At 41.3% G+C, this 24,027-nt stretch carries 15 protein-coding genes and 1 pseudogene; 6 read left to right on the top strand and 10 right to left on the bottom strand.

The window, feature by feature from the left end; genetic code table 11:
* Positions 1-70: 70 nt before the first annotated feature.
* Positions 71-2,704 carry a hypothetical protein gene (locus KTR07_RS18790; RefSeq protein WP_225684378.1) on the bottom strand — a complete coding sequence of 878 codons (2,634 nt, stop codon included), beginning with the start codon at positions 2,702-2,704 and terminating at the stop codon, positions 71-73.
* A gap of 629 nt (positions 2,705-3,333) precedes the next feature.
* Entirely contained in the window at positions 3,334-3,753 is a 420-nt protein-coding gene (locus KTR07_RS18795) for a tyrosine-type recombinase/integrase (RefSeq protein WP_008765140.1), read from the bottom strand.
* 64 nt (positions 3,754-3,817) lie between these two features.
* Between KTR07_RS18795 and KTR07_RS18800 the strand changes: the two genes are divergently transcribed.
* Together KTR07_RS18800 and KTR07_RS18805 are read left to right on the top strand one after the other, a co-directional pair.
* Positions 3,818-5,047: a site-specific integrase gene (locus tag KTR07_RS18800; protein ID WP_005681479.1), complete on the top strand. Its 1,230-nt coding sequence runs from the start codon at positions 3,818-3,820 to the stop codon at positions 5,045-5,047.
* Between the two features lie 19 nt (positions 5,048-5,066).
* On the top strand, positions 5,067-6,278 hold the full coding sequence (locus tag KTR07_RS18805) for a site-specific integrase (RefSeq protein ID WP_117981427.1): 1,212 nt from the start codon (positions 5,067-5,069) through the stop codon (positions 6,276-6,278).
* A gap of 84 nt (positions 6,279-6,362) precedes the next feature.
* On the opposite strand, the gene KTR07_RS18810 is transcribed toward KTR07_RS18805, so the two are convergent.
* Entirely contained in the window at positions 6,363-6,656 is a 294-nt protein-coding gene (locus KTR07_RS18810) for a helix-turn-helix domain-containing protein (RefSeq protein ID WP_005681481.1), read from the bottom strand.
* Between the two features lie 11 nt (positions 6,657-6,667).
* Entirely contained in the window at positions 6,668-6,871 is a 204-nt protein-coding gene (locus KTR07_RS18815; protein WP_032839158.1) for a helix-turn-helix domain-containing protein, read from the bottom strand.
* A gap of 1,475 nt (positions 6,872-8,346) precedes the next feature.
* Between KTR07_RS18815 and KTR07_RS18820 the strand changes: the two genes are divergently transcribed.
* From KTR07_RS18820 to KTR07_RS18835, 4 genes are read left to right on the top strand one after another with little or no spacing between them, the layout of a single operon-like run.
* Positions 8,347-9,186 carry a hypothetical protein gene (locus KTR07_RS18820; RefSeq protein WP_005681483.1) on the top strand — a complete coding sequence of 280 codons (840 nt, stop codon included), beginning with the start codon at positions 8,347-8,349 and terminating at the stop codon, positions 9,184-9,186.
* 32 nt (positions 9,187-9,218) lie between these two features.
* Positions 9,219-10,499 carry a C10 family peptidase gene (locus KTR07_RS18825; RefSeq protein WP_005681485.1) on the top strand — a complete coding sequence of 427 codons (1,281 nt, stop codon included), beginning with the start codon at positions 9,219-9,221 and terminating at the stop codon, positions 10,497-10,499.
* Between the two features lie 5 nt (positions 10,500-10,504).
* Entirely contained in the window at positions 10,505-10,900 is a 396-nt protein-coding gene (locus KTR07_RS18830) for a hypothetical protein (RefSeq protein ID WP_005681487.1), read from the top strand.
* 8 nt (positions 10,901-10,908) lie between these two features.
* Positions 10,909-11,115, top strand: coding sequence for a hypothetical protein (locus tag KTR07_RS18835; RefSeq protein ID WP_011108304.1), 207 nt, complete (start codon positions 10,909-10,911; stop codon positions 11,113-11,115).
* Between the two features lie 318 nt (positions 11,116-11,433).
* Here the strand turns inward: KTR07_RS18835 and KTR07_RS28470 are convergent.
* The 6 genes and pseudogenes from KTR07_RS28470 to KTR07_RS18870 all read right to left on the bottom strand — a co-directional run bounded on the left by KTR07_RS28470 (position 11,434) and on the right by KTR07_RS18870 (position 24,004).
* Positions 11,434-12,788: pseudogene (locus KTR07_RS28470) on the bottom strand (reverse transcriptase domain-containing protein).
* An 884-nt stretch (positions 12,789-13,672) separates the two neighbouring features.
* Positions 13,673-14,842: a metallophosphoesterase gene (locus KTR07_RS18850; RefSeq protein ID WP_005681491.1), complete on the bottom strand. Its 1,170-nt coding sequence runs from the start codon at positions 14,840-14,842 to the stop codon at positions 13,673-13,675.
* Between the two features lie 91 nt (positions 14,843-14,933).
* Positions 14,934-16,802: an FAD-dependent oxidoreductase gene (locus tag KTR07_RS18855; RefSeq protein WP_005681492.1), complete on the bottom strand. Its 1,869-nt coding sequence runs from the start codon at positions 16,800-16,802 to the stop codon at positions 14,934-14,936.
* Between the two features lie 27 nt (positions 16,803-16,829).
* On the bottom strand, positions 16,830-18,797 hold the full coding sequence (locus KTR07_RS18860; protein ID WP_005681493.1) for a beta-N-acetylhexosaminidase: 1,968 nt from the start codon (positions 18,795-18,797) through the stop codon (positions 16,830-16,832).
* Positions 18,798-18,869: 72 nt separating this feature from the next.
* Positions 18,870-20,588, bottom strand: coding sequence for a RagB/SusD family nutrient uptake outer membrane protein (locus KTR07_RS18865; RefSeq protein ID WP_005681494.1), 1,719 nt, complete (start codon positions 20,586-20,588; stop codon positions 18,870-18,872).
* An 11-nt stretch (positions 20,589-20,599) separates the two neighbouring features.
* Positions 20,600-24,004, bottom strand: a complete 3,405-nt coding sequence (locus KTR07_RS18870) for a TonB-dependent receptor (protein ID WP_008765142.1) — start codon at positions 24,002-24,004, stop codon at positions 20,600-20,602.
* Positions 24,005-24,027: the final 23 nt, after the last annotated feature.

A 24,027-nucleotide genomic window follows, 5' to 3' on the forward strand; every position in this document is an offset into this window, starting at 1 on the left:
GGGTATCCTTCTTTTGAAAAAGATACCCTTCTTATCTTTGTCGATATTGCTATCGTGAGAGATCAATCAATTACTGGTGAGTCGGAGTAATTGTTAATGTTACTGTGCTGGTTACTTCACCGAACGTATATTTAACCGTTACAGGAATAAACAGTTTGAATGGTGCATTTATAGTAAACTTACCGTTTGCATAAACAAGGTCACCATACGTTATGTCACCACCTATTTTCTGAAGATCACATGTGTAATTAATTGACATGTTAGGTGCAACGTCCTTCAACAGTTTTGGTGCAGCTTCGCTTGCATTCAATGTTGTCATGATCTGATCCTTATCAATTGAAATTGCACTACCAGTAACTCCATAATAAGTATAGAAATCGATAGGCGCTACAGCAAACGCTTGACCTCTCCAGTCTGTCAAACCAAGTAACTTGCTCATGTCGATCTTAGCAGTTCCTGTAGTTGCATCCTGCAATTCGGCAGACTTCAAGTCAACTACATTGATAGGACGCAAGAACTTCACATCAAATTTGTTACCAGTCAACGGTAAGATTTCATCGCATTCGTTAGTTACCACAATTTCAATACCTACAGTGAACGGATCCACGTTGTAAGCAGACTTATTCAACAATGCATGTGCATTCTCGTCAGCCTTATTGTAAGTAATAATACCGTCAGCATCAATTGTAGCAATCTTAGTTGCAGTAGCACTATTCTTGCTAGCATTCAATTGAGTACCGTTAGCTGTTACAGTGAATGTGTATTTATCAGTTCCGATAGTTACATCCTTAGCTCCTGAGAAGATAAACTTCGCAGTCAACTTATCCTTCGTAAATGATGGGAAGTTCGCTTCTGTAACGTCAGAAACAACAACCTTACGACCTTCAAATACATCAAACAGATCAAGTTTGAAGTCTGTTACTGCTACAGTAACCGGTTCTTTCACATCAGCTTTTACATAAGACTTATCAGGTGACCAAGCTTCAGTAATCTTCTGGTCATTCTTAATTACTCCACTAGGCATTGCGATGCTTGCTTTCATCGTAATTGTGATATCTCCACGAGTTCCGTCTACTGATTCATAAGTCACAGTAGCGAACATCTCTGTCTTCGACTTTTTAACAAGAGCCAAAGCTTCTGCCGGAGTTACTGTCCACTCTACTACTGTAGTAGCAATAGCTTCAGGATCCGTTACTTCTGTTACTGTTCCTGTACTTCCTTCACCCAAAGCGATAGCACCTCCATCATCTTTCTTCAATGTATATGCTGTATGGAAGTCAGGCTTGTTCAACTTCGCTTCAGCATAAACATCATTCATGTTGAGGTAAGTCAATTTGGCAACATTGTTCTCACAACCATAGTAATAAGTATCTTTAGTGAATACTTTACCGAATCCGTCAATTGTACCCTTAACAATCTTTGTCTTAATCCATCCTACAGCAACTACCTGATTAGGAACCTTAGTGGTATCTACCAATTCTACACGTAACAATGGCTCGCGATGTTCAGTTGCTTCAGAATCCTGACCTTTATATTCAGGGTTAATAATACCTTTAGCAGCATCACTACCATTAAAGAATGAGTTCTGTTCTGTCTCATTATTAGCTCCACCAATGTAATTGGAAGCAGTGAAGACATATTTCAGACCGTTATCTTTAATATTAGTCATCTTAACTAATTCAGTACCATTGTTTTCTTTATAATAAGTAGAGATTTTATCTGCTAATTTAAGTGTACCATCTGTAGCTACAGTGTAATCTGCATTTGCATCAATAGCTTCTTGTGCCTTACCTGCATTAGCATTAGGAGTAGAACCAGTACGAGAAATGCTTTGTCCATATAAGATTACGTCTTCTGCATCAATTTTGGTTTCTAGAACGAAGTCGCTCATAAGTACCTTATATATACTAGCGTAATCAGAGGTAATTACTTTAGCTTCGTCAGCACCAATAGCTTTGGTCTGAGCCTGCAAAGCATATACAGCTACCTTACCAGAATTCAGTGCCGGTATCTTTTCTGCATCTGCATCCATTGCAACTTTAAGATAACGTTGTCCGTCTTCGGTTACGACATCTGATTTCTTTATATTAGCAGTTGGATCCATTGCAGCAGCACGAGAAACTGGATAATAATCCTTATCGCCTGAAAGGAATTTCAGGCTTTCAATCTGTGCCATTGAAACGCTAGCCGGATTCATGTGGTAATATGCCCAGATTTGCGGAGTAATATAAGAAAGTGTAGGATTAGACTTATATGTTTCACCGGTTTCTGACGGTTTAGCGTACGCATTTTGAGACCATGCATTATAAGTCAAGTTGTTAGCTTTCAATGCAGAGATTCCACCCACATAGCAAGTGGGCTCAAATACTAATCCCTTCAAAGGTATAGCGTCTATGACAGAGAATTCACCAGTAACTTCTTTACCGTTTTCGATCGTTACAATTCTATATCCTGTAACGACTCCTTTTTCATCAAGGATAGCAGTAATAGATCCTTTTGCGGTCTCAGGAATCGCAACAGAAGTTTTTGTGCCATCATAATAAACATAGCCATCTTTTACAGTCAGTAACAATGGATCAAATTCCTTATACGTCGGAATTTCAGGGATTTCAGGAATGTCGATAGTACCAGAACTAACTTCTTTACCATCCTTCTTCAAAGTAATCTTACCATCCTTTGTCACATCAAGAGTATACGATGGCAATTCTTCAGGCATTGGTATAGTGTACTCTTTACTATCCGCACCAGTCACTGTTAATTTGCCTGTAGATGCATCATACACCACAGACTTCACATAGCCTCCCACTTGAGCTTGCAATTCCGAGAGAGTTTTTTCAATTCCATCGACTCTGGCATTTACCGCATCAATGTCATCATCGTAGTCTTTACAACCTACGAACGATGCACCGGTAGCAAGCGCCAACGCTCCGAAAAGCATCACCCTAACAAATTTTTTCTTCATAACTACTTAAAAATTACATTAATAATATATTATTAAACACTAAGTTCAAATAATACTCGCCCGTTACTTCTTAGGTAACGGGATAATACATTTTCCCACTCCGACAGAAGCGTCTGCGGGCCATTTTCAATAAATAAGTTATGATATTTTTAACCCCTGCTTTGGAGAGACGGCAGAGGGGAGGGAAATCTTTTGCAAAAATTAGAGAGCAAGGTGTGTTCTTCACAAAAAATCCGCAGTTTTGTTTGATGTGTTTCCTTTTTTTAGTTGTTTATTAGAAATAATATCTTTTTTGTTTGCATGTTTTCCAAAATATGTCCATATTTGCAGCGTGTTTTCTTGCCGTTACCTAAGAAGTAACACCATATTTATCAGCAACTTATCTTCAAAAACGTTTTTCTAAAGGGAGAGAGAACCGTTGCATTAGCCTCATCAATTTTCTTATTCTTAAAAGGTTTCAGATAAGTCTCTGTTACTGTGATAGATGAATGTCCCATAGCTTCTGAAATGATACCGGGATGCACTTCACTATAATATGCCATCGTAGCCCATGTATGACGGGCAGTATAAGTAATATTTAGAAATGCAGTAAAAAACGGAATGGCGAGTATAAAACGTAAAACGTTTATAATTAAGCACTTTACGAGAATTGCAGAATAGGCTGGCCTGCAAAAGAAAACAAAATATTGCAGCGTTTCAGTTACCAGGCTGTTAGCCGCCTGTTTCTGAAACGACGACAGGTAACCGATTTTTATCGATAAGAACAAAGCGGATTTGTATTCACTGTTCATCAATATTTTGCATGCCAAAGGGCGCTTTTCAAAGGAGTATTTTTACAACCTAAAAAAGAGCGTTATGAAAGTGGAAAAATTTAAGGTACTGCTCTACCTGAAAAAGAGCGAGCCGGACAAGAACGGCAAAGCCCCGATCATGGGACGGATCACCCTCAACCGCACGATGGCGCAGTTCAGCTGCAAGCTATCCTGTACCCCTGAGCTATGGAACGCACGTGAGAGTCGGCTGAACGGCAAAAGCCGGAAAGCGGTGGAAACCAATGAAAAAATAGAGAGGCTACTGCTTGCCGTACACTCGGCCTTCAATTCCCTCATGGAAAGGAAAAAGGACTTCGATGCCGCCGCGGTCAGGGACATGTTTCAGGGTAATGCGGGCATACAGATGACCCTGCTCAAGCTTCTCGACCGACACAATGGGGAAATGAAGGCCCGTGTTGGCGTAGACCGTGCGCCCACCACACTCTCGACCTACCTCTTCACCTACCGCACGCTTTCCGAATTCATCAAGGCGAAGTTCAAGGTCTCGGACCTGGCATTCGGGCAACTCAACGAGCAGTTCATCCGCGACTATCAGGATTTCATCCTCATGGAAAAAGGACATGCCGTGGACACGCTTCGCGGCTACCTGGCCATCCTGAAAAAGATCTGCCGTATCGCCTACAAGGAGGGACATTCGGAGAAATACCATTTCTGCCACTTCAAACTACCCAAACAGAAGGAAAGTACACCGAAAGCACTCAGCCGGGAGAATTTCGAGAAACTGCGTGATCTGGAGATTCCAGAGAAACGCAGGTCGCATGTCATCACCCGGGACCTCTTCCTCTTCGCCTGCTACACCGGCACAGCCTATGCTGATGTGGTAAGTATCACTCGGGAGAACCTCTTCACGGATGAAGAAAACAATCTCTGGCTGAAGTACCGGAGGAAGAAGACCAACTACCTCGGGCGCGTCAAGCTGCTGCCGGAAGCCCTCGTGCTGATCGAAAAGTACCGTGATGATGCCCGCATGACCCTCTTTCCACCGCAGGACTACCATACGCTCAGGGCCAATATGAAATCCCTGCGCCTGATGGCAGGACTCAGCCAGGACCTTGTCTACCATACAGCAAGGCATTCCTTCGCTTCTCTGATCACACTCGAGGAGGGAGTGCCGATCGAGACCATCAGCAAGATGCTGGGACACTCCAACATAAAGACCACCCAAATCTACGCCCGTGTAACCCCGAAGAGACTGTTCGAAGACATGGACAGGTTCATTGAGGCGACACGTGATCTCAAACTAATTCTTTAATCCTAAAAACGTCATTACCATGCGCAGTACATTCAGACTCATGTTCTACATCAACCGTAACAAGGTGAAATCGGACGGAACGACAGCCATCCTCTGCCGGATCAGCATCGACGGCAGGAAGTCAGCTGTCACGACAGGCATCTATTGCAAGCCCAGTGACTGGGACAGTAACAAAGGAGAAATCAGGATGAACAAAGAAAACAACCGCCTTACCGCTTTCCGCAGCCGACTGGAAGAGGCATACGGGAACCTGCTGAAGAACCAGGGAGTGGTCACGGCGGAATTACTCAAAGCTACCGTATCAAATACCGTTTCCATTCCGGAATTCCTGCTGCAGACCGGAGAGACAGAACGGGAACGGCTTAGAATCCGTTCAGTCGAGATTAACTCCACCTCAACTTATCGCCAGTCAAAGACAACCCAGCTCAATCTGAGGCAGTTCATCGAATCCAGGGGGATGAGGGACATCGCCTTTTCAGACATCACCGAGGAGTTCGCCGAATCCTTCAAAATCTTTCTCAAGAAAGAGCTGGGACATGGGAACGGACATGTGAACCACTGCCTGTGCTGGCTTAACAGGCTCATCTATATCGCTGTGGACCGGGAAGTATTGAGAGCCAATCCGATAGAGGACGTGGCATACGAGAAGAAGGACAGTCCGAAATTGAAGCACATCGGGCGCAATGAGTTGAAACTGATAATGGAGACCCCGATGCCCGACCCGATGATGGAGCTGGCACGCAGGACATTCATATTCTCCTCTTTCACAGGGCTTGCCTATGTGGATACGCGCAGACTCCATCCACGCCACATTGAAAAGAGTTCCCTAGGAAGAAGATACATCCGCATCCGCCGGGCTAAGACGGGCGCAGAAGCATTTATCCCGTTACACCCGGTAGCCGAACAAATACTAGAACTTTACAACACCACGGATAACGAGAAGCCGGTCTTTCCGTTACCGGTCCGGGATATCCTCTGGTACGAGGTCCACGGGCTGGGTGTAGCACTGGGGATGAAGGAAAATTTATCCTATCATATGGCTAGGCATTCGTTCGGAACTCTAATGATGACCTCCGGTATTCCGATAGAAAGCATCGCCAAGATGATGGGACACACAAACATCAATAGCACGCAGGTATATGCGCAAGTCACTGACCAGAAAATATCCTCGGACATGGATTGGCTCATGAAAAGAAGAAAGCGGAAGGATACGGACTGGGTTAAGAGCTAAAAATGTCCAGATAAAAAATGGGATGAGTGTCGGAATCCTTGACAGTCCCAACACTCATCCCATTAAAGCCTAAAAAGGGCAATATTATATCAGCGCCCTGTGATAGTTACCTTCCAATAATTTTTCAATGTCCGACGTTTTATACAGCACCTTTCCACCCAGTTGGACATAGGGGAGCCGACCCTGGTCACGATAATCCTGCAGACATCTGCGACTGATTTTCAACAGCCCGGACAACTCCCTGTCAGTCAGGAACCGTTCACCGTTAAAAGGCGGGCGGTTACCCTCCATTAGCTGATCCATTTTTACCTGAATATTCTCCAGCAGAATAAAGAAACGCAGGATACTCTCACTCTCCTTACCGATAATTCCTTCCATTTCTTGCTTTTTTAAAAGTTATTGCTTTTTCTTCTGTCTCTCACCGCCTTCTCCTTGCGCCTCATACCGACATAAGTCATCAGCCTCTCCACATCTTCCGGTTTGTAATAAAATTTACGCTGAACCTGGGTGAACGCCAACCGTCCGGTATCACGAAGGGTCTGCAGGGTACGGGAAGAAATGTCAAGGCGCAGGCAGACATCCTGACCGTCCAGTCACTCACCAACCCCTTTATTCGCATTTTTCTCATACAGCCTGTCCACGCGTGTCGATAGACTTTCGACACATCCCAGCATCCTGTCAAAGATACCGGCTTCAATGTAATATATTTCCATATGATCGATTTTAAATATTCGTTGATGCGAATGTAAGAGAAAAAACGATACCTGCCAAACTGGACCGGACTGATGGCAGGAATAGTCATGGATAGTCAGCAATTGTCAGGAGATGAAAAGATATTTATAAAGGGGTATCTGAATCCGCTATACCCATCCGAAGAATGTGTCACTCATGAGCCCGTTGTGTTCTATATAAGGGAAAAAAATCCTGCCAAACGGGCATTTCCCAACCCATAGGCGGACTACCTGAGTACGTAAAGGATATGAGCAATACCTAGAGCATTCGGTTCTCCCGTTTTTATTTGGCGATGAATGAGGGAGAATCACGTTTCTTCGGCAATCAGGGATATTTTCCATTGTACTATCGGATGCTTCACAACTCGTGAGAGAATAGAAGTCTCAATTCATAGATTTTCTTTGCGAAACTTGTTTTCTGTTAAAAGCAAAATATATTCCAGAATATACAACTTTCATTCAGGAATATATTTTGAGGTATATTTATCCATAAGATAATGTACGCCTTTACCCATTTTTCCTCGTATATCAAAGAAGCCTTCACCCAGTAGGCCTATCCACTTCTTAAAAAATGGCAGTACAAAATCTATACCTTTTGATACATGCCTGACTTACTATATAATGGCAGGTGATGCAGAAGTATACTTTCATTCGTTTAGTCCATCAGTTCAAAATAATTAAGTAGTTCCTTCATATTGCCGACAAAATACAGCCAGTCGATACAATAAACTTTATTGCACTCAAAAACGATCGGATATTCGTATTTGCCGACAACTGTACTACCCCTTCTTGGTACTGAGACATATATGTATTTAACGGAAGCAAAATTCAATCGTTTGAGATAGTATACCTGTATATTACTATTTATTTTAGAAACTAATATTGGATATTTAAGTCGACATCAAAACGTCTTAAAATATAAATGTTAGTCTTACGTTAGATAATATTAAGCATCTCAATAATAAATATCTGATTATAAGATGTGTATAAATGTTTTTGTTAGATTTTATATTTTCTTCCATAACTATAAAACATCGATTTAGTCTTATCTTTGTAGTATGATATTATTAATTTTATCATGAAAAAAGTTTTTGCATTATAAAGAAATTCAACGTCTTTTCCCAGAATTATACTGTATGTTTTATAACCATGCCAATAAGACAGAAAAGATAACGGTCAAAATAAGCCCTCAAAACAAAAAGTTTGTTGTTTAATTGTCTTATAATGCTGGAAATAAGTTTGTAAACTCTACAAAAGACCTTGAAGATTGTATCAGATGTTGAGGTTTCAACAATATTAAATATTACTTTTATTTATAGTAACTAATTTGCATTAATATGAGAAAGGTATTTATTCTTTTGTTTATTTCTTTAGCATTGTTATCCTGTCAAAAAGAGGAAAACAATAGAAAAACAGAGTATCAAGTATTAACAAGTAAGGACGCATCCAAACCGTTTAGCTGTCTTGGAGAGAAACGTATTATTACGATTACGATTATAAAAAAAACATTAATAGATGATGTTTTAAGTTCAGAGGTTCCGATTATTCCTAGGGATGTTTCGGTAGAATTTGATAAAACTCTTTTTTCTGATATAGAAATAAAAGTGGAGGGCGATCAGGTAGTATTAAATATAACCTCAAATATTAATAAAGAAGATAAAATTTTGAATGCTGATTTACAGATTTCTTACTCTACTATTAATGGCATAAAAGTAGAAAAAATTCCACTAATTATAGATAAAGGAAAGTTGACATTTGTGTATAAAATCCATTCGGAACAGAATCCTTTTATTCTACCAGCTGAAGGTGGTAGATTTGAGTTACCTTTTACTTGTAAAAAACAGACATATTTGAATGGCCAGTTTATAGAGGAAACTTATTCATCATTAAACGGATTGAGATTTAAAACGATAAGTAGTGGTAATGTCTGGTTCCTTACAGTCAGAAAAGACGGAGAAAAAATTGGTTTTTACAAATTTTCTTTTGTGGGAGAAGGACCATATAACCAAAAAACAGATCCAGAGTGCTATTTTAACATATATACCCATGATGCAGATTTAATTACAGATAATCCTACAGAAATATTCAGACAAGATTTTATACAACCCCAGACCCCGGGTGAGGATTATTATAAACCTTCCCGGTCCTCTTATAAACATGGCACTTTTGACTTTTAACGTATTCAGTATTAACCTTAATTATATAAATTATGAAACAACATGCACATTTATTGATTTTGACAATTATGTTTTTAACTTCATGTTCCGATGACACAGAAGTAATGAAACAAGAATCTTCGCCACCATCTTTAACAGAAAAAGCCCCGACTTATCGTACTAAAGAGAATGCTATTATTGAAGTGGAACTTTTTATTAAAAATAATAGAAACAATACACGAAATAGCTCTTTTCTTAATTATTCAATAAACAATGAAATCTATTTCTATAGAGATACAATTACTAATCAGACATATCCCTCATTTTATATAGCCAATGCAGAGGGTGGCAATGGCTATGCAATAGTATCGGCCAACCTATATACAACTCCTATTATTGCTTATTCAGAGTCTGGCAATCTTTCTTTAAGTGACACGCTTCAATATCAGGAATTATCTTTCTTTTTTGATTTAGTTCAAAATTACATTTCTAATAATAAAAAGTATGAGATAGAGTTCAAAGAAGAAAATGATGACGATAACTCTTTAGACACATCTCAAACAAGGGGTAGAAGACGTCCTATTTATATAAAGAAACCTGGAGAATGGGAAGAAACGGAAAGAGTACAACCTTTGATTTCTGTTAAATGGGGACAAAGGAGTCCATATAACAATGCGGCACCTCTTATAGAAGGACAAAGAGCCCTCACAGGCTGTGTAGCTACTGCAATAGCTCAAGTAATGGCATATCATGAAAAACCTTCAGGGTATAATGGGGTGTCATATAATTGGTCTGAAATGAAACAATTCCCCACCACTCCAGCAGTTGCCCATTTATTCCGCTCTATAGGTGATTTGGTTAAAATGGATTGGGGAACAGATACAAGCGGAGCTAAAAGAAAAAATATACCACAATGCTTCGAGAAAATGGGATATAGGAAACCCAATAATCCTCAAATTTATAGTCAATGGGATGTTATAACATCTATTAAAGCTAAATGTCCGGTTATAATATGTGGCAATTCGGTAAGAAAGAAAATACTGGGTATTAAATATTACCAAAATGGTCATGCTTGGGTTTCTGATGGCTATTTTCATAGAGAGAGAAATGTTGATGTCTATAGAAAAGGAAGCGATAAAGTTCATCATTCGTATACGGAGAAAGAAGATTACCTGCATCTAAACTGGGGCTGGAATGGTAATAGTAATGGTTATTATTTGGCGGGTATTTTTAATGGAGGTGAAGGACCTACTTTTCCTTCTACTAGAGCAGCCGGCAAGGGTAATTATCCATATAATGTAGAAATAATTCCATATATTAACATAATAAAATAAGAAATATGAGACAAACTTATTATTTTCTGTCTTTCGTGTTACTTTTATTTGTATTCATTTCATGTAGCAATGACGTCGTTGGCAAGGGAACAGATACGATAGGCCTAGAGACTAAAGAGGTATTTTTTAAATCCAGTAAAGATTCTATAGAGTTACGAACCAGGAAAGGTGACGACTGGTGGCTGACTGAAATCTCTACTAAAGACACGATATATAGAACACACTCCCTTAATGTTCAAGTAATAGAAGGTGGTGGACTTTATGTGGAGAAAACAGGTCGCAAATCAATCTTTATCAGGATTGATTCAAATTTAACAGGCTTGGAAAGGAGATTTACAACAGTTATACAAGCAGGGAATTACTATAATACAATTACTATAATACAAAAGGCCAAAGAATAAATAAAAAGGTGGAGACTGCTATTCTCCGCCTTTTTGTTTACTTACTTTTTAGTTCTAGAACTAAGTTTTATATTTCAAGTGATACTATAAAGAATCAACCTCCATTAAAATCAGCTATTGATTTTATAAATGGATTACGGGATCTTCCAATGAAACGTATGGTGGCTGACGAAGGTATCCTTGCTGGAAAATTAATAATAAATTGGACGGTATGATTATAAAAAAATAAGTTTCTATGTTTAAAATCTGAAGTGACGGATAACAGTAGATAGCACTAAAAAAGCTATACCATTTTAGTAAACTTCATATTATATTGAAGTCATAACTCATTAACTAAAACGATATAGCTTATGAGACGTGTACAAAGTAACACATTAGATGTAGGAATTGATGTCCACTTAAAGAATTGGTCGACAGCAATCTTATCAAAGCATTCAGTACTGAGGAGATTCCTGCAAGTTGATTGCGAGGGACCTACCCTCATCTCCTACATAGTTGCGAAGCATTTAGCACATGCTTCTCGTGGCACAATCTCACCCTACCGTACAAACGGTTCCGCATACGGCGGTTTCGCAATCTATATGTATTTGCTTATAAAGATGAGATAACATTGGATACCCCGCTTTCCGAAGAGACTCGTCCTCAATAGCATTCTGAAGAAAGGCACGCGTACAACGCCAATACCCTTTCCGAGTATTTGCCCACTCCTAAGCCTTACCTTTCGGTATTCCACATTTCTGCAAATTTGAAAAGCGAGTCTTCACTCTCTTCCAACATTTCCATATACACATACGCAAGTGTCTGCGATACCATTGGTCTAATGGAATCAGCAGACTCCTCATGTCTGCATATTTGAAATACCCTATCCAACCTCTAAAGGTTTGCCAGAGTATCTCTTTACGTTGGGCATAACCCATGCTGTTACTACGTCTGGTAAGAGATTTAACCTTACGTTTGAATTTCTCTTTTGTTGTCTTGTGAACACACAGCCTGCATTTGCCTTTCGTGAAATAGAAGGAAAAGTCCGTTATGCTTGAGCATACGCGTTCGGCGGACCTCTTACTTTTGCACAGTATCATGCTATCATCTGCATAGCGTACAAAGCAGTGTCCACGTCTCTCCAATTCCTTGTCTAGTTCGTTCAGCAGGATATTGCTGAGCAAGGGGCTCAAAGGGGCGCCTTGTGGTGTACCCTCTATACTTGGTTCATAATGCTTACCTATCATTACTCCGCTTGTAAGATACTTGTGTATAAGAGAAATGACACGCCCGTCATTTATTGTCCTTGATAGTATTCTCAGTAAGAAACTATGGTTTACCGTATCAAAGAATCTAACAAGGTCTATGCCTACAGCATATTTGTAGCCTTCGCTTGTATAACAGCACACTTGGAGCAATGCTACATGCGCACTACGTCGGGGCGAAACCCAAAACTGCTTGGGCTGAACTGGCGTTCGTAGATAGGCGATAGCACTTGGACGATGGCTTGTTGTATCAAGCGGTCAACAACGGTTGGGATGCCTATAAGCCGTTTCTTCCCGTTATCCTTGGCTATATCTACCCTACGCACTGAATTCGGTTTGTACCTTCCAATGCGTATCGACTCGATAAGTTCTGATTTGTGTTCATGAAGATAGGGAAGCAGTTGCTTAAAATCCATTCTATCAACACCTCCAACCCCTTTGTTTCGTACCACTTGTAGATAGGCACGATTGAGATTGTCGGGAGAAAGAATTTGACTCATTAAGTCATCTTTATTTGGTTGCACTGCTATCAAACTGCCGTCTTTCATGTCCATATAGGTCTGCACTCCCTCATAGCTTTCGGATTCCATCCTATTCTTTTGAGGGTAGCCAAGTGTACTTTCTATGACTCTTATTTTATGCATTCTTTCCTATTTAGAGTTAGTTACGTGTTTATAGCTATTGCGATTCAGCCCTTCCTTAAAAAGAACTTAAGTACTATGGCTTCTGCTGACTTCTCACAATAAGCTTTACTCCGTGTTTGGCAATCTAAACACATGCTCCACACGTCCGTGAGACCTCCCCGATTAAGAATATAATCTTTCACACTTATACCTGCTTGATTTACACCGAGTGTTCCATATAGCTATAGGGCTTTATCTTGTTTGGCAGACTTACCCACACTCATATGCCTTAGTATCAAGTTTCTGTACGTCAGGTCAGTGCTTTGCCTAAGACTTCCTTTAGATGCCGAATCACTACGGACACCATTGCCGTCGGCTGTACGCTTGCCGATATAAGGCTGCGATGGGGACTTACACCCATTAGATTATGCCCATGTCGGGCAAACTCCAAAAGGCAACTAACTCGCAATGAATTAGTTGCCTTAAATTTTCCTATTTTAGGAATATCCCTAGCTAATGGTACATCGGGCAAACATTCTCGATATTTCCACACCATAAAAACGAGCAAAGACTTGATACGGTTCTTGGTATGTATGCTGTCTTTTGCAATCAGGTTTCTTAGTCTTATAAAGAGCGTATTTTTGTGGTTTCCTCCCCAGAATATAATTCCTTTTCAAATGAACCGAAAGGTAACTCGTGGGCCAATTTGCTACAATTCACAGCATTGGTCTTGCGTAACTTCTCCTTGCTCATGGTAGGCACATCGACTGGATTACCCCGTAAATGTTGGTTATTCCTAAATTCATCAGCCTCTCATACATGCAGAATCTGCAGAAACCAGCTTCATTGATTAAGAAGTAATTGTCACCCGAATAATTACTTGCCAAGTACTAATGCAAAGCTTTTTATTTTTTTATGATAAATTCATCCAGCATTTTTCCGTCTCGATCCATTACCTCTATCTTCATCTGTGTGGTCGTGGCATAAATACGTAGCAAAGATGTATTGGAATTAACTACTACGGGGAAAGACGTTTTGTCAGTGGCATCATGACGCACAAAACGATGTAAGTGTCCACAAAGCATTAAATCCGGATAAGCCTGGCGTAATAAAGGCATAAACTTCTGCTCTACTTCTACATTTCCATGCCAATCCTCATCGGGACCAGCTTCAGTAACTGCGGGAGGAATGTGAGCTACAATTATTTTAAAAGGCGCTTCTTTATATTCGGTACTTTCCAAAATACTGGCCAACCATTCGGACTGTTCGGTACGGTAGAGGTCATATTGGGTAATACCGGCATATTCAATATCAGAATCAGGCTTATCTTCTCCCGTATCCAGAACAATACAATAGACAGGACCTTGTCGAAAGGCATAATAAAGATGTTCCTGACAGGGAGAAAAATAACGTTGGATTTCGGTTGCAAATACTCCCCGTGTTTCGTGGTTGCCACGGGCGTAGTACATCGGGATCTCAGAAGCGAAAAGTCGTACAGCCGTATCCATAAACCCCTTGAAAAGCTGATCTTCACTATTTATGAAAGAGAGCATATCACCATTAAAAAGAACAAAGTCGGTTTGCGTAAGGTTACAACGGGACATTAAGTCCTCCAGCAGTTTGTTGTCCCCATGTATATCGTTGACCATTACAAAAGAGGTGGCAGGCGCTTGCGGATTGCAGGTATGAAAAGTAAGCGGTTTACGATAATAGACATCAGTGGAAGCATAACTTCCATAAATGATTTTATACCCAGTATGTTTCAACACTTCCTGAGCAAAAACACGGTAACGATATTGTTTTCCCGGTGTCAGTCCCTTGACTTTAACGGCATGGATGGTTGATGTATTCTTGATGCCATTAGACGTGTCAAAATAACGCGGATGCTCTTTGGCGTAAAAACTGCCGTTGCCATCTGAGGCCAGTTCCACCCATCCTATAGAGGGCTTATCCGTTATCCATACAATGGTAGCTTCGTTAGATCCCACGTTTTGCAAGTAAGGTCCATGAGTTATTGTTATTTTGGAAATTTCATCTTGCGAATACAGGAATGTAGCTATTCCCAATAATAACATTTCTAAGAATATGATTTTTCTTATCATAATGCCTAATCTAATAAATTGTTAAACTTTCGTATGTGGAAATCTGGCAGACAGAGATGTATCCTTACTTTACCTTCGGTATCTGGTTTAGCCTGCCTCCTTCATTATATCGTTGATTATTCGGTAATCCCTTTTTATTCACTCCCTTTTGCATGAGTGATTTTAATTCCTCCAAATAATAATGGTATATGTCACGGGGAGTGGCTTGATATTTTTTGCATAGTGAGGCTGCCATGCCTACAACTTCCCCCATCATACCTGTAGTGCGCATAACTCGTACGGTTCCCAAGGCAACATGTGTGACACTGATATTGCGTCCTGCCATGAACAGATTGTCTATATTACGGGAATAAAGACATCGGTAGGGAACAGGATAGGGATAAATTACTACATGGTCTGTCGTCGCTTTGAATTCCCGTCCCGGGAAATACCGGGTATTCTCGGGGTCGGGCCGGTGCAGATCAATACTCCAGGTAGTAGTGAAAGATGCGTCCTCATGGGCTACGTGCTTTGTTAAATCATCCTCTTTCAGTACATAGTCGCCCAATAGCCTCCGGGATTCCCGCTTTCCGGCAATGTAGGCTACCCATTCCAATGAACGTTTTTTATAATATTTTCTTCGTTCCGATTGATTTTTCAAGTAGCTCCAATTAGAATATATAACTAACATTCCATAGTCACGTATTTGTTCAGAATCATTAATCTGATTTTTATTCATTCCGGTTTCCCAAGTCCATTCACCATAAGTGACAGGTTCACAGGTCTCCTCATTGAATTCGATGCCGTACCGGAATTCCGGAAAATAGGATGTTTTTGTGTCTTCCACAGAATACCATTGAACAGAAGTGCCCATTACTAAGCTATCAGCTATTTCGGGAGCTATAGTCTCACCGTATTCAGAACGGCTTTCACGGCCCATACGATAGTCTGCCCCGGCCAGATAACCGATAGTGCCATCACCAGTACAGTCAGCAAATAAACGACCATAAAATTCGATTTCTTCACCGGATTCAATATGACAAGCGGTTATCGAGATGATCCGGTCCTCTTCCTTCTTCACCGAAAATGCCCGATAATTAAGAAACAGGGAAACATTAGTTTCAGCTTGCAGCCATTCCATTTTTTTATGATCTTCATAATTGCCTGCCGGTTGTGCATTACCCTCCTTGACGGGACCGAACTCTTTTTGCAGCCCCCCCAGTTCAGGATATTTTCCGATCTCGATAGCTCCTCCCAAATGAACACGAATCTCGGAACTATTGTTTCCACCGACTACAGGGCGATCATTGATAAGTGCGACTTTACAGCCCAGGCGGGCGGCAGATACTGCTGTACTCATACCTGCAATACCTGCACCTATAACTACTAAATCATATGATTCTGTTTTTGGGGGGGCTAATAATCCAAGTTTAGCACGACGAAAGTTATTTAAAGCCGCCATATCCGATGGCGGAATATCATCTTTCCGTGTCGTAAAATAAATAGCATCACACCGCCCGTCAAAACCTTTCAAGTCATGCAAAACAATGTGAATATTCTTTTCTGTTGCCTGATATTGCCCGGCATACTGCCATATCCACTGATTGCCTATAATACCCAACCGGTAAGAGATTTTCTTTCCGTTTACTGACAAACCGAACAATCCGGGCCCTTCACCCTCCTGCCATGGAGACGTCCAGTTGTAGGTGCGTACAAAAATATAATATGTGCCATTTTCTGGAAGTTGTACATTGGTACTCGCATTTTCAACAGGACTACCTAGACCGTGTGCCAGTAAATAAGGTGATCCCATCAAGTCCATAAATTGTTGGTCCACTACCCAGCCTCCTTTTTCCGTGAAACTTTCTGCTTCTACCAATAAACTGGCAGCATGAAGACTCGCTCCGTGAAATACCATCCAGATGAGAGAAATATATATAATTTTTTTTATCATAACAATTTTCATTATTCTTATACTTGTTTATTCATAGTAGCGAAGGATAATCTCCTTGATAGTCAGCCGGGCCATCAGTGGAGTTGTCAATTCCATTTTGAGGGCTTTAATCATGGCTAGTGTACTGAAAGATGCTGACAATTCTCCATTTTTGTTATCTGCAGCTACTTTCTTAAATATTGTACCGTCCTCGCTGACAGATAATTGTACATGTTCCGGATGTTCCTTTGAAACATCAAACACAATTCTGATTTCCTGTACTGCTTGTCTTTTTTCCAAAGTAAGAGTAAAATAATCTCCTTTTTTTAAGGAATAGGGGGTTGCAAAGAAAGTCTGTATATCACCGTCAAACGCATATTCAGGCATATAATACTTGATTCCCTTCATATTGGTATCGATACGGGCAGGACATACAAGACGGGGCCTTTGTTCGCTTTGCGGAACAAAACCTGTGTTATCCCAATCCTCGTCTTTGAAGTAACAGATATTCAGTTTTTCCATAATAGCACCGAACTTGCTGATACGTTGTCGGAACCCTTCCCATTCTTTCTTTTCTTTCGTGTTCCAGAGGGTTTCGGCCAAGGCACAAGTTCTGGGATATAACATCCTTTCCACCTCATCCGAGGTTGTAATGAATTCAGTCCACAAATTAGCCTGTCCTCCCTTGACGAGATGTGCTTGAGTATTCGTACATTCTTTGCCAACTGGTTCCCATTCATACAATCTGCGTGTGGAATTCCGTGAATACCCGAAATCAAAGTAACAGGGATCCTTAGGAGACATAATGACTGACAACCCTCTTTTCAAAGCTTTCTGTTGCTGTTCTCTTCCATCACGTTGCCAGATCATGATCACGTCACTGATGTCAGCGGCATTACGGTCATTTATTTCATCCCAACCTATCATCCTTTTTCCCTTGGAACGTACAATTTCACTAACTCGTTTCGTAAAATAGTCCTGTAACTCGTGCCATGAAGTCATATTCTCTTGTTTGTAAATCTTTTGGCATTTCGGACATTGTTCCCATAGATGTGTCGACACTTCATCTCCTCCCAGATGTATGAATGATGAAGGGAAGAGATCAGTGAGTTCTGCTACCAGTTTTTCCACAAACCTATAGGTTTCAGGATTTCCTATACACAGCATATTCTCATCTGCTCTCTTCCGTTTTTGTCCGTCCAGTTCCTCTGGATAGGCTTCAAATTTTCCGCCTTTACATGACAGTTGGGGAAGGGCTGCAAGCAAGGCCAGACAGTGTCCCGGAAGGTCAATCTCCGGAATGATCTCTATGCCGTACATGGCGGCATAGTTGATCAATTCCTGCAACTCGCTTTTACGATAATAATGTCCCGATAGATCCTCGAATGTCCGGTAGTACGTACCTTTGAACGCTAAATCCGGATATTGGTCCAGATACAGACGCCAGCCTTGATTGTCTGTCAAGTGCAGATGTAAAGTGTTAAGTTTAAAAAAGGCCAATTGTTTGGTATACTTTTTAAGTTGTTCGATAGTCCAGAAATGGCGGCTACAATCTATCATGACTCCCCTGTAACTAAAACGGGGTTTGTCGTGGATTATGAGCCGGGGTAACTCTTTTCCCTCACTTCCCAGAATCAATTGTAAAAGAGTGGAAAAAGCATGAATCATACCTGTCTGGTCACCTGCTTCTATGATGATCCCCTGCTTTGTAATTTCCAGCATGTACATTTCCGGCTCCTGCATTTTCACCTTTTTTACATGAATGGAAGGATTTGAGGCATTCACCATGACAGACAAATTTGCCAGTTCTTTCAGATCGCTGACAAGGAGGTTTCCTGTATTTTTCCATTCGTCCGGGAAATGGATGCTTTCCAGACGTTCGATGGATAGCGTACCTTTTTTCCGGACCATGCTTTCAACTTGCGGGATCAGACAAATATTATCTTGAGAATAAATACTGTCTGGTAATATGAGAAGAAATAGAAAAAGGTGAAAAATATAGCTCTTTCCAATCATAAAGTTAGAAAAATAAAAGGGTGAATAATTAAGGAGTTACCTTTTCCCGGACTATCAACAACTTTCCTGCATTTAATAGCCGGGATTTTGTTTTAAGTTCTCGTTGATCTGAAGTTCCGTAGTAGGGATAGGCCACAAATATTGGCGATCGTTCCAACTACGTACAGCAAGTGCCTGACATTTACCCGCTTCTTCCAATTTGGAGAAATCTGCACAACCATCCTCGTCCATTTCCGGTGTGAAAGCCCAAAACCAATCTCCCTGACTGGTTACCCGTTCGATACATAGTGAGGCCGGATAAAGGATACCATATGTCTTGCGATTCATAACCTTTTCGGCCAGTTTCCAACGGATGATATCCGTATATCGCATGTGTTCCTTTGCCATTTCCATACGACGTTCTACACGTAGCTGGTGGCGAAGTGTGGACTGGTCGTTAGAAGTGAAAGCCGGATAACTTGCCTTATCGGACTTGTCCACACCATAAGCACGCGCCCGAACCTCATTCAGTGCATCCAATACGGAGTTATCTATCTCATTTAATTCGATTTTCGCCTCGGCATATGTCAACAATATTTCGGCATAACGACAATAGATAATATCCTGGTCTACCTTGAAACCATTCTGAAGCCATGTTTCGTCTATCCCTTTTTTCCACACCAGACCATCGAAAGAAGCATATTGGGCATTGGCACGTGTATCATAATTTGTCACGATTTCACCCGTATTATAGTTCATACACGTCAGTGCCTCCGGGTGTGGGTTGTATTCATAACCGAGGTGGTTGGAACCAAATGGTACAATGGTTTCTGCTAAACGTGGGTCACGATTTGCAAATGGTTCATGCGGATCGAAGAGTGGTGATTCGTTAATAAGCAGACCGTCGGTACAGGTGAATGCAGCTAGTAACTCCCATGACGGACAGGTCTGCGTCCATCCTCCTACGTTACGGGGTAGATCATTGTATACCTGGTTAACTCCTCCGTTTCCTGTTCCCAGATAAATGTCATATGTAGCATCACGTGGAATTTTGAAAATAAATTCATTCGAGTTTTTTGTAGTAGACAAAAAAAGATTGCCAAAATCGGGATGCAATTCATAAATATTCAAGTCCATAACCGCCTTGGCTGCATCGGCCGCTGTTTCCCAATCTTCCATAATCAAGGCAACCCGGGCTTTTAGTGCCAGTGCAGCACCTTGGGTGGCTCGCTGTTGGTCAGTATAGGAAGTTGGAAGCACACTAATTGCATCATCAAAATCTTTATAGATTTGTGCCAATACGATGGATTTATCCGTACGTCCCATTGTCAACCCTTCTTCTGTACTTACATCGGTTAATACCAATGGTAAGTCACCGAACTTTACAATCAGTTTGGCATAAGCGGCAGCTCTATGGAATTTGGCTTCGGCAATCAGGCGGTTAATAGTAGTGGCAGATGCGCCATTTTCGATAGCACGATGCGATTTCTCAATAACTGCATTGGCACGTGAAATAGCTTTGTACTGATTGCCCCATAAACTGGTAACCCAAGCATTTTGTCCATTTAGAGTTCCGTCATCAAAAGAGGTCAGGAGATCGCGTGAAGTATAGTCGTCCGACCAGTCGGTCTGTTGTTGTCCGTCTTCCGGCCAGAAGTCATATCGATATAACTCATCAACGGCCATCTGCACTTCAGTTTCCGTGGAATACCAGTTTTCAGTAGAACCGCTTGACAATGGATTTAAATTGAGATCATGGCAGGCAGAGAGTAAGAGTATTCCTGCCCCGATATATAAGAGTAACTTTTTCATGTTTTTTATGGCTAGAAATTAATAGAAACACCAAATATTAGAGAGGTGGTAATAGGATACCCTTCTGTACTTACTTCCGGATCCCATCCTTTGGGGGCATTACTGATGGTAAACAGGTCACTTCCGCTTACATAAAGACGGACTGTATTCATACACGCCTTCGTAGTCCATGCTTTGGGGAGCGTATAACCGACAGAGAGATTTTTTAAACGAATGTACCGACCGTTGTAAAGCCAATAATCAGACATACAGAAATTAGCATCCCGATTGGTGCGAGTCAGGCGCGGATATTTGGCTGTCGCATTCTGCTCATCCGTATTTTTCGGACTCCAATAATTGCCGTCAAGAATAGTAGGGAAATTGAGCCAGTTGTCTCGAAGCCCTTCAATCATTGCAGCACTGATTTGAGATTTCTGACTTCCAACACCTTGTAGTGTCAATCCAAAGTCCCAGCCTTTATAGGCAGCATTGAAAGTGAGTCCAAACATATAGTGAGGCAGGGAACCGCCCAAAAGTACACGGTCATACTCAGGTGAGATAACTCCGTCGGGGACACCGTCCGGTCCGGAAATATCCTTGTACTTAATATCACCCACTTTGACGCTGTTGTTCAGTTTGGGCGACTTGTCCACGTCTTCCTGAGTCAGGAACAAGCCATCGCTTACGTAACCATACCATTCGTTATATTCACTTCCTTCCATTTTTACCTGATTGCCTAGGAACTGTGTACCATTCAGGTTTCCCATTTTGGAGGTAAAATCTGACAGATTAGCGGAAATGGAGTAAGTGAAATCACCGACTTTGTCCCTCCAGCCAACTTCAATATCATAGCCGGTAGTGTGCATGTTTCCGGCATTGACTTCCGGGTTGTCGTAGCCGATGAAGTGTGGAATTTCCAGTGCCAGCAACATGTCCTTCGTATTTTTTCTATAATAGTCAGCGGAGAAGTGCAGACGGTTATCCAGAAAATTAGCATCTAAACCGATATCCCAGCTTTCTGTTGTTTCCCATGAAATATCTCGTACGGCATACTTCTGCTGTGCGGCCGTAGTCACGGAAGAAACAATCCCCTGTGAATTCTGAAATAGTGCAGTGCTGTAATCAATTGCAGCCTGGTAAGGGTAATAATTATAAATAAAGTTACCGTCATCGTCATAAGCCCCGATACGTTCGTTTCCCAGTTTTCCCCAAGAGCCTCTCAATTTCAGGTAAGAAAACCAATCCATATTTATATTCTTGAAAAACTTCTCTTCAGAAATTACCCAACCAAGTGACACGGAAGGAAAATTGGCCCAACGACAATTGGATGCAAAACGTGAAGAACCATCCCGGCGGAGATTTGCTTGGATAAGATAGCGGTCTGCATAGCTATAGGTCATGCGTCCGAATAATGAGCGGTAAGCATATTCTTCCGCATTGCCACCATTATCCCGATAATCCTCCGAACCGAGGTCCAGGTAAGGATAGCTTGTCAACTGGTACTGGTCTCTGGATGCATCCAGGTTTTCCCAGAAAGCATAATAATCCTCGTAACCGATCATGACAGAGAAATCATGGCGCCCCAGTGTCTTGGCATAGTTGGCAAAGAACTGTGTTGTTATATCATGGCTGTCATTACGATTTTCCGTCAAATTGGTAGTGCGATAACCTCCCATGTAACCAACAGTGGTATTCGGATCTTCTGAACGGGTGTATGGAATCTGTTTGACAAAAGTTTTCTTCTTTACATTATTGAAATTGGGCGCCACGGCTGCTGATATTTTCAGCCCATTGACAGGAGTTATGTCAATACCGAGTTTACCGCCAATATTGGTTCCCCAGTTGGTAAAAGTGCCGCCATCTGTAATTTTGGCCAGCATATTTTCTCCATCTTTCACATCACCCCATAAGCCATTGGTCCATGTAGCAGCATAAATTGGCGGAATGTTTCGTCCACCTGCCCCCATGGGGTTGGAATTAGGCGAGAGAGCTTTAGAACGGGAAAAGTTCAAATCCAGATTTGCGGAAATATATTTATTTATATTGAAATCATTATTCACGCGTACCATAAAACGGTCATATTCCTTGTTTACATAGAGGCCGTCCGTTTTGTCATAGCGGAAAGAGGCTTTTGTACGAATAATCTTACCCCCACCAACAATGCTTAGAGTATGTGTCTGCCGGGGTGCGGAGCTTTTCAACAGAATATCTCCCCAATCCGTCATAGGATATTTGTCCGGATTAGTCGCATTATTTATGCTCCAGTTGGTAATTTCATCTTCCGTATATGTTTGGTACCATCCACCGTCTGGATTATCGTTATAGCGTGTTTCATTTACCATTTCCATGTAACGCTGGGCTCCTACATAGGTCGGCAACTTAGTCGGTATTTCCCACCCGTACTCAAAGTTGTAACTCAAAGCCACATCACCGCTCTTGGCACGTTTGGTCGTGATGACAATTACACCGGCTGCGGCACGTGAACCGTAGATCGAAGCCGAAGCAGCATCCTTCAATACGGACATACTTTCTACGTCTTCAGGATTTACGGAGTTGATATCACCCGGAATTCCGTCAATAATCACCAACGGACTGGAATCACCAATAGTTGTTACACCACGTATCTGGATAGAAGCACTACTACCGGGAGCTCCATTGTCACGACTGACCATTACTCCGGAAAGCGCGCCTTGCAAAGCTGTGGAAAGTTGGGTGGTACGACGGGCAGCAAGTTCGTCTCCTTTAACAGCTGTTACCGAACCGGTGAGATCTTTCTTCTTCATCGTACCATACCCCACTACGACTACCTCATCCAATTGCGCATTGTCTTCCTGTAGAATAATGTTAATATTCCTCTGCTCGCCGATATTGACAGTCTGCGTTTGGTAGCCAATATAGGTTATTTGCAATGTAGAATTGGCAGAGGCACTGATACTGAAACGTCCGTTCATATCCGTAATTGTGCCTGCCGATTTTCCTACGACTTGAATATTTGCTCCGATAATAGGCTCACCATTTTCATCTTTTACTATCCCCGTAACTAAAAAATCTTTTTGCTGCGCACCCTTTTCCTTATCCGTAGAGTTAATGAGCATGATGTTTTTACCTTCTATAGCATGGCGAATGCCTGTATCCTTGAATATATCATTCAAAACCTCATTAACGGCTTTATCTTTCGCATTCACTTTGACATTACGTTTGATATTGATATCTTTTACGTTGAATACAAACAGATAGTCCGTTTGTTTCTCTATTTCATTAATCACTTGTCCGATTGTTATATGGTTGGAAACAATCGTAACATGAGCTGTCTGCGCATAGCTTCCTATAGCTAGAAGATTTCCTACACATAAGAAACAGACGTAAACAATAATTTTCATAATACGGAATAACTGTTTATTTTCTATAAATAATTCCTGGTATAGAGAATTTTTCATATTTTCGCAACATATTAGTTTAT

Source organism: Bacteroides sp. MSK.20.82 (assembly GCF_019052485.1).
GTDB lineage: Bacteria > Bacteroidota > Bacteroidia > Bacteroidales > Bacteroidaceae > Bacteroides > Bacteroides thetaiotaomicron.

Excerpts from the sequence above, each read along its gene's own strand:
- KTR07_RS18795 (WP_008765140.1), bottom strand. The coding sequence starts at position 3,753 with ATGAACAGTGAATACAAATCCGCTTTGTTCTTATCGATAAAAATCGGT.
- KTR07_RS18800 (WP_005681479.1), top strand. The coding sequence starts at position 3,818 with ATGAAAGTGGAAAAATTTAAGGTACTGCTCTACCTGAAAAAGAGCGAG.
- KTR07_RS18805 (WP_117981427.1), top strand. The coding sequence starts at position 5,067 with ATGCGCAGTACATTCAGACTCATGTTCTACATCAACCGTAACAAGGTG.
- KTR07_RS18810 (WP_005681481.1), bottom strand. The coding sequence starts at position 6,656 with ATGGAAGGAATTATCGGTAAGGAGAGTGAGAGTATCCTGCGTTTCTTT.
- KTR07_RS18820 (WP_005681483.1), top strand. The coding sequence starts at position 8,347 with ATGAGAAAGGTATTTATTCTTTTGTTTATTTCTTTAGCATTGTTATCC.
- KTR07_RS18825 (WP_005681485.1), top strand. The coding sequence starts at position 9,219 with ATGAAACAACATGCACATTTATTGATTTTGACAATTATGTTTTTAACT.
- KTR07_RS18830 (WP_005681487.1), top strand. The coding sequence starts at position 10,505 with ATGAGACAAACTTATTATTTTCTGTCTTTCGTGTTACTTTTATTTGTA.
- KTR07_RS18850 (WP_005681491.1), bottom strand. The coding sequence starts at position 14,842 with ATGTTATTATTGGGAATAGCTACATTCCTGTATTCGCAAGATGAAATT.
- KTR07_RS18855 (WP_005681492.1), bottom strand. The coding sequence starts at position 16,802 with ATGATAAAAAAAATTATATATATTTCTCTCATCTGGATGGTATTTCAC.
- KTR07_RS18860 (WP_005681493.1), bottom strand. The coding sequence starts at position 18,797 with ATGATTGGAAAGAGCTATATTTTTCACCTTTTTCTATTTCTTCTCATA.
- KTR07_RS18865 (WP_005681494.1), bottom strand. The coding sequence starts at position 20,588 with ATGAAAAAGTTACTCTTATATATCGGGGCAGGAATACTCTTACTCTCT.
- KTR07_RS18870 (WP_008765142.1), bottom strand. The coding sequence starts at position 24,004 with ATGAAAAATTCTCTATACCAGGAATTATTTATAGAAAATAAACAGTTA.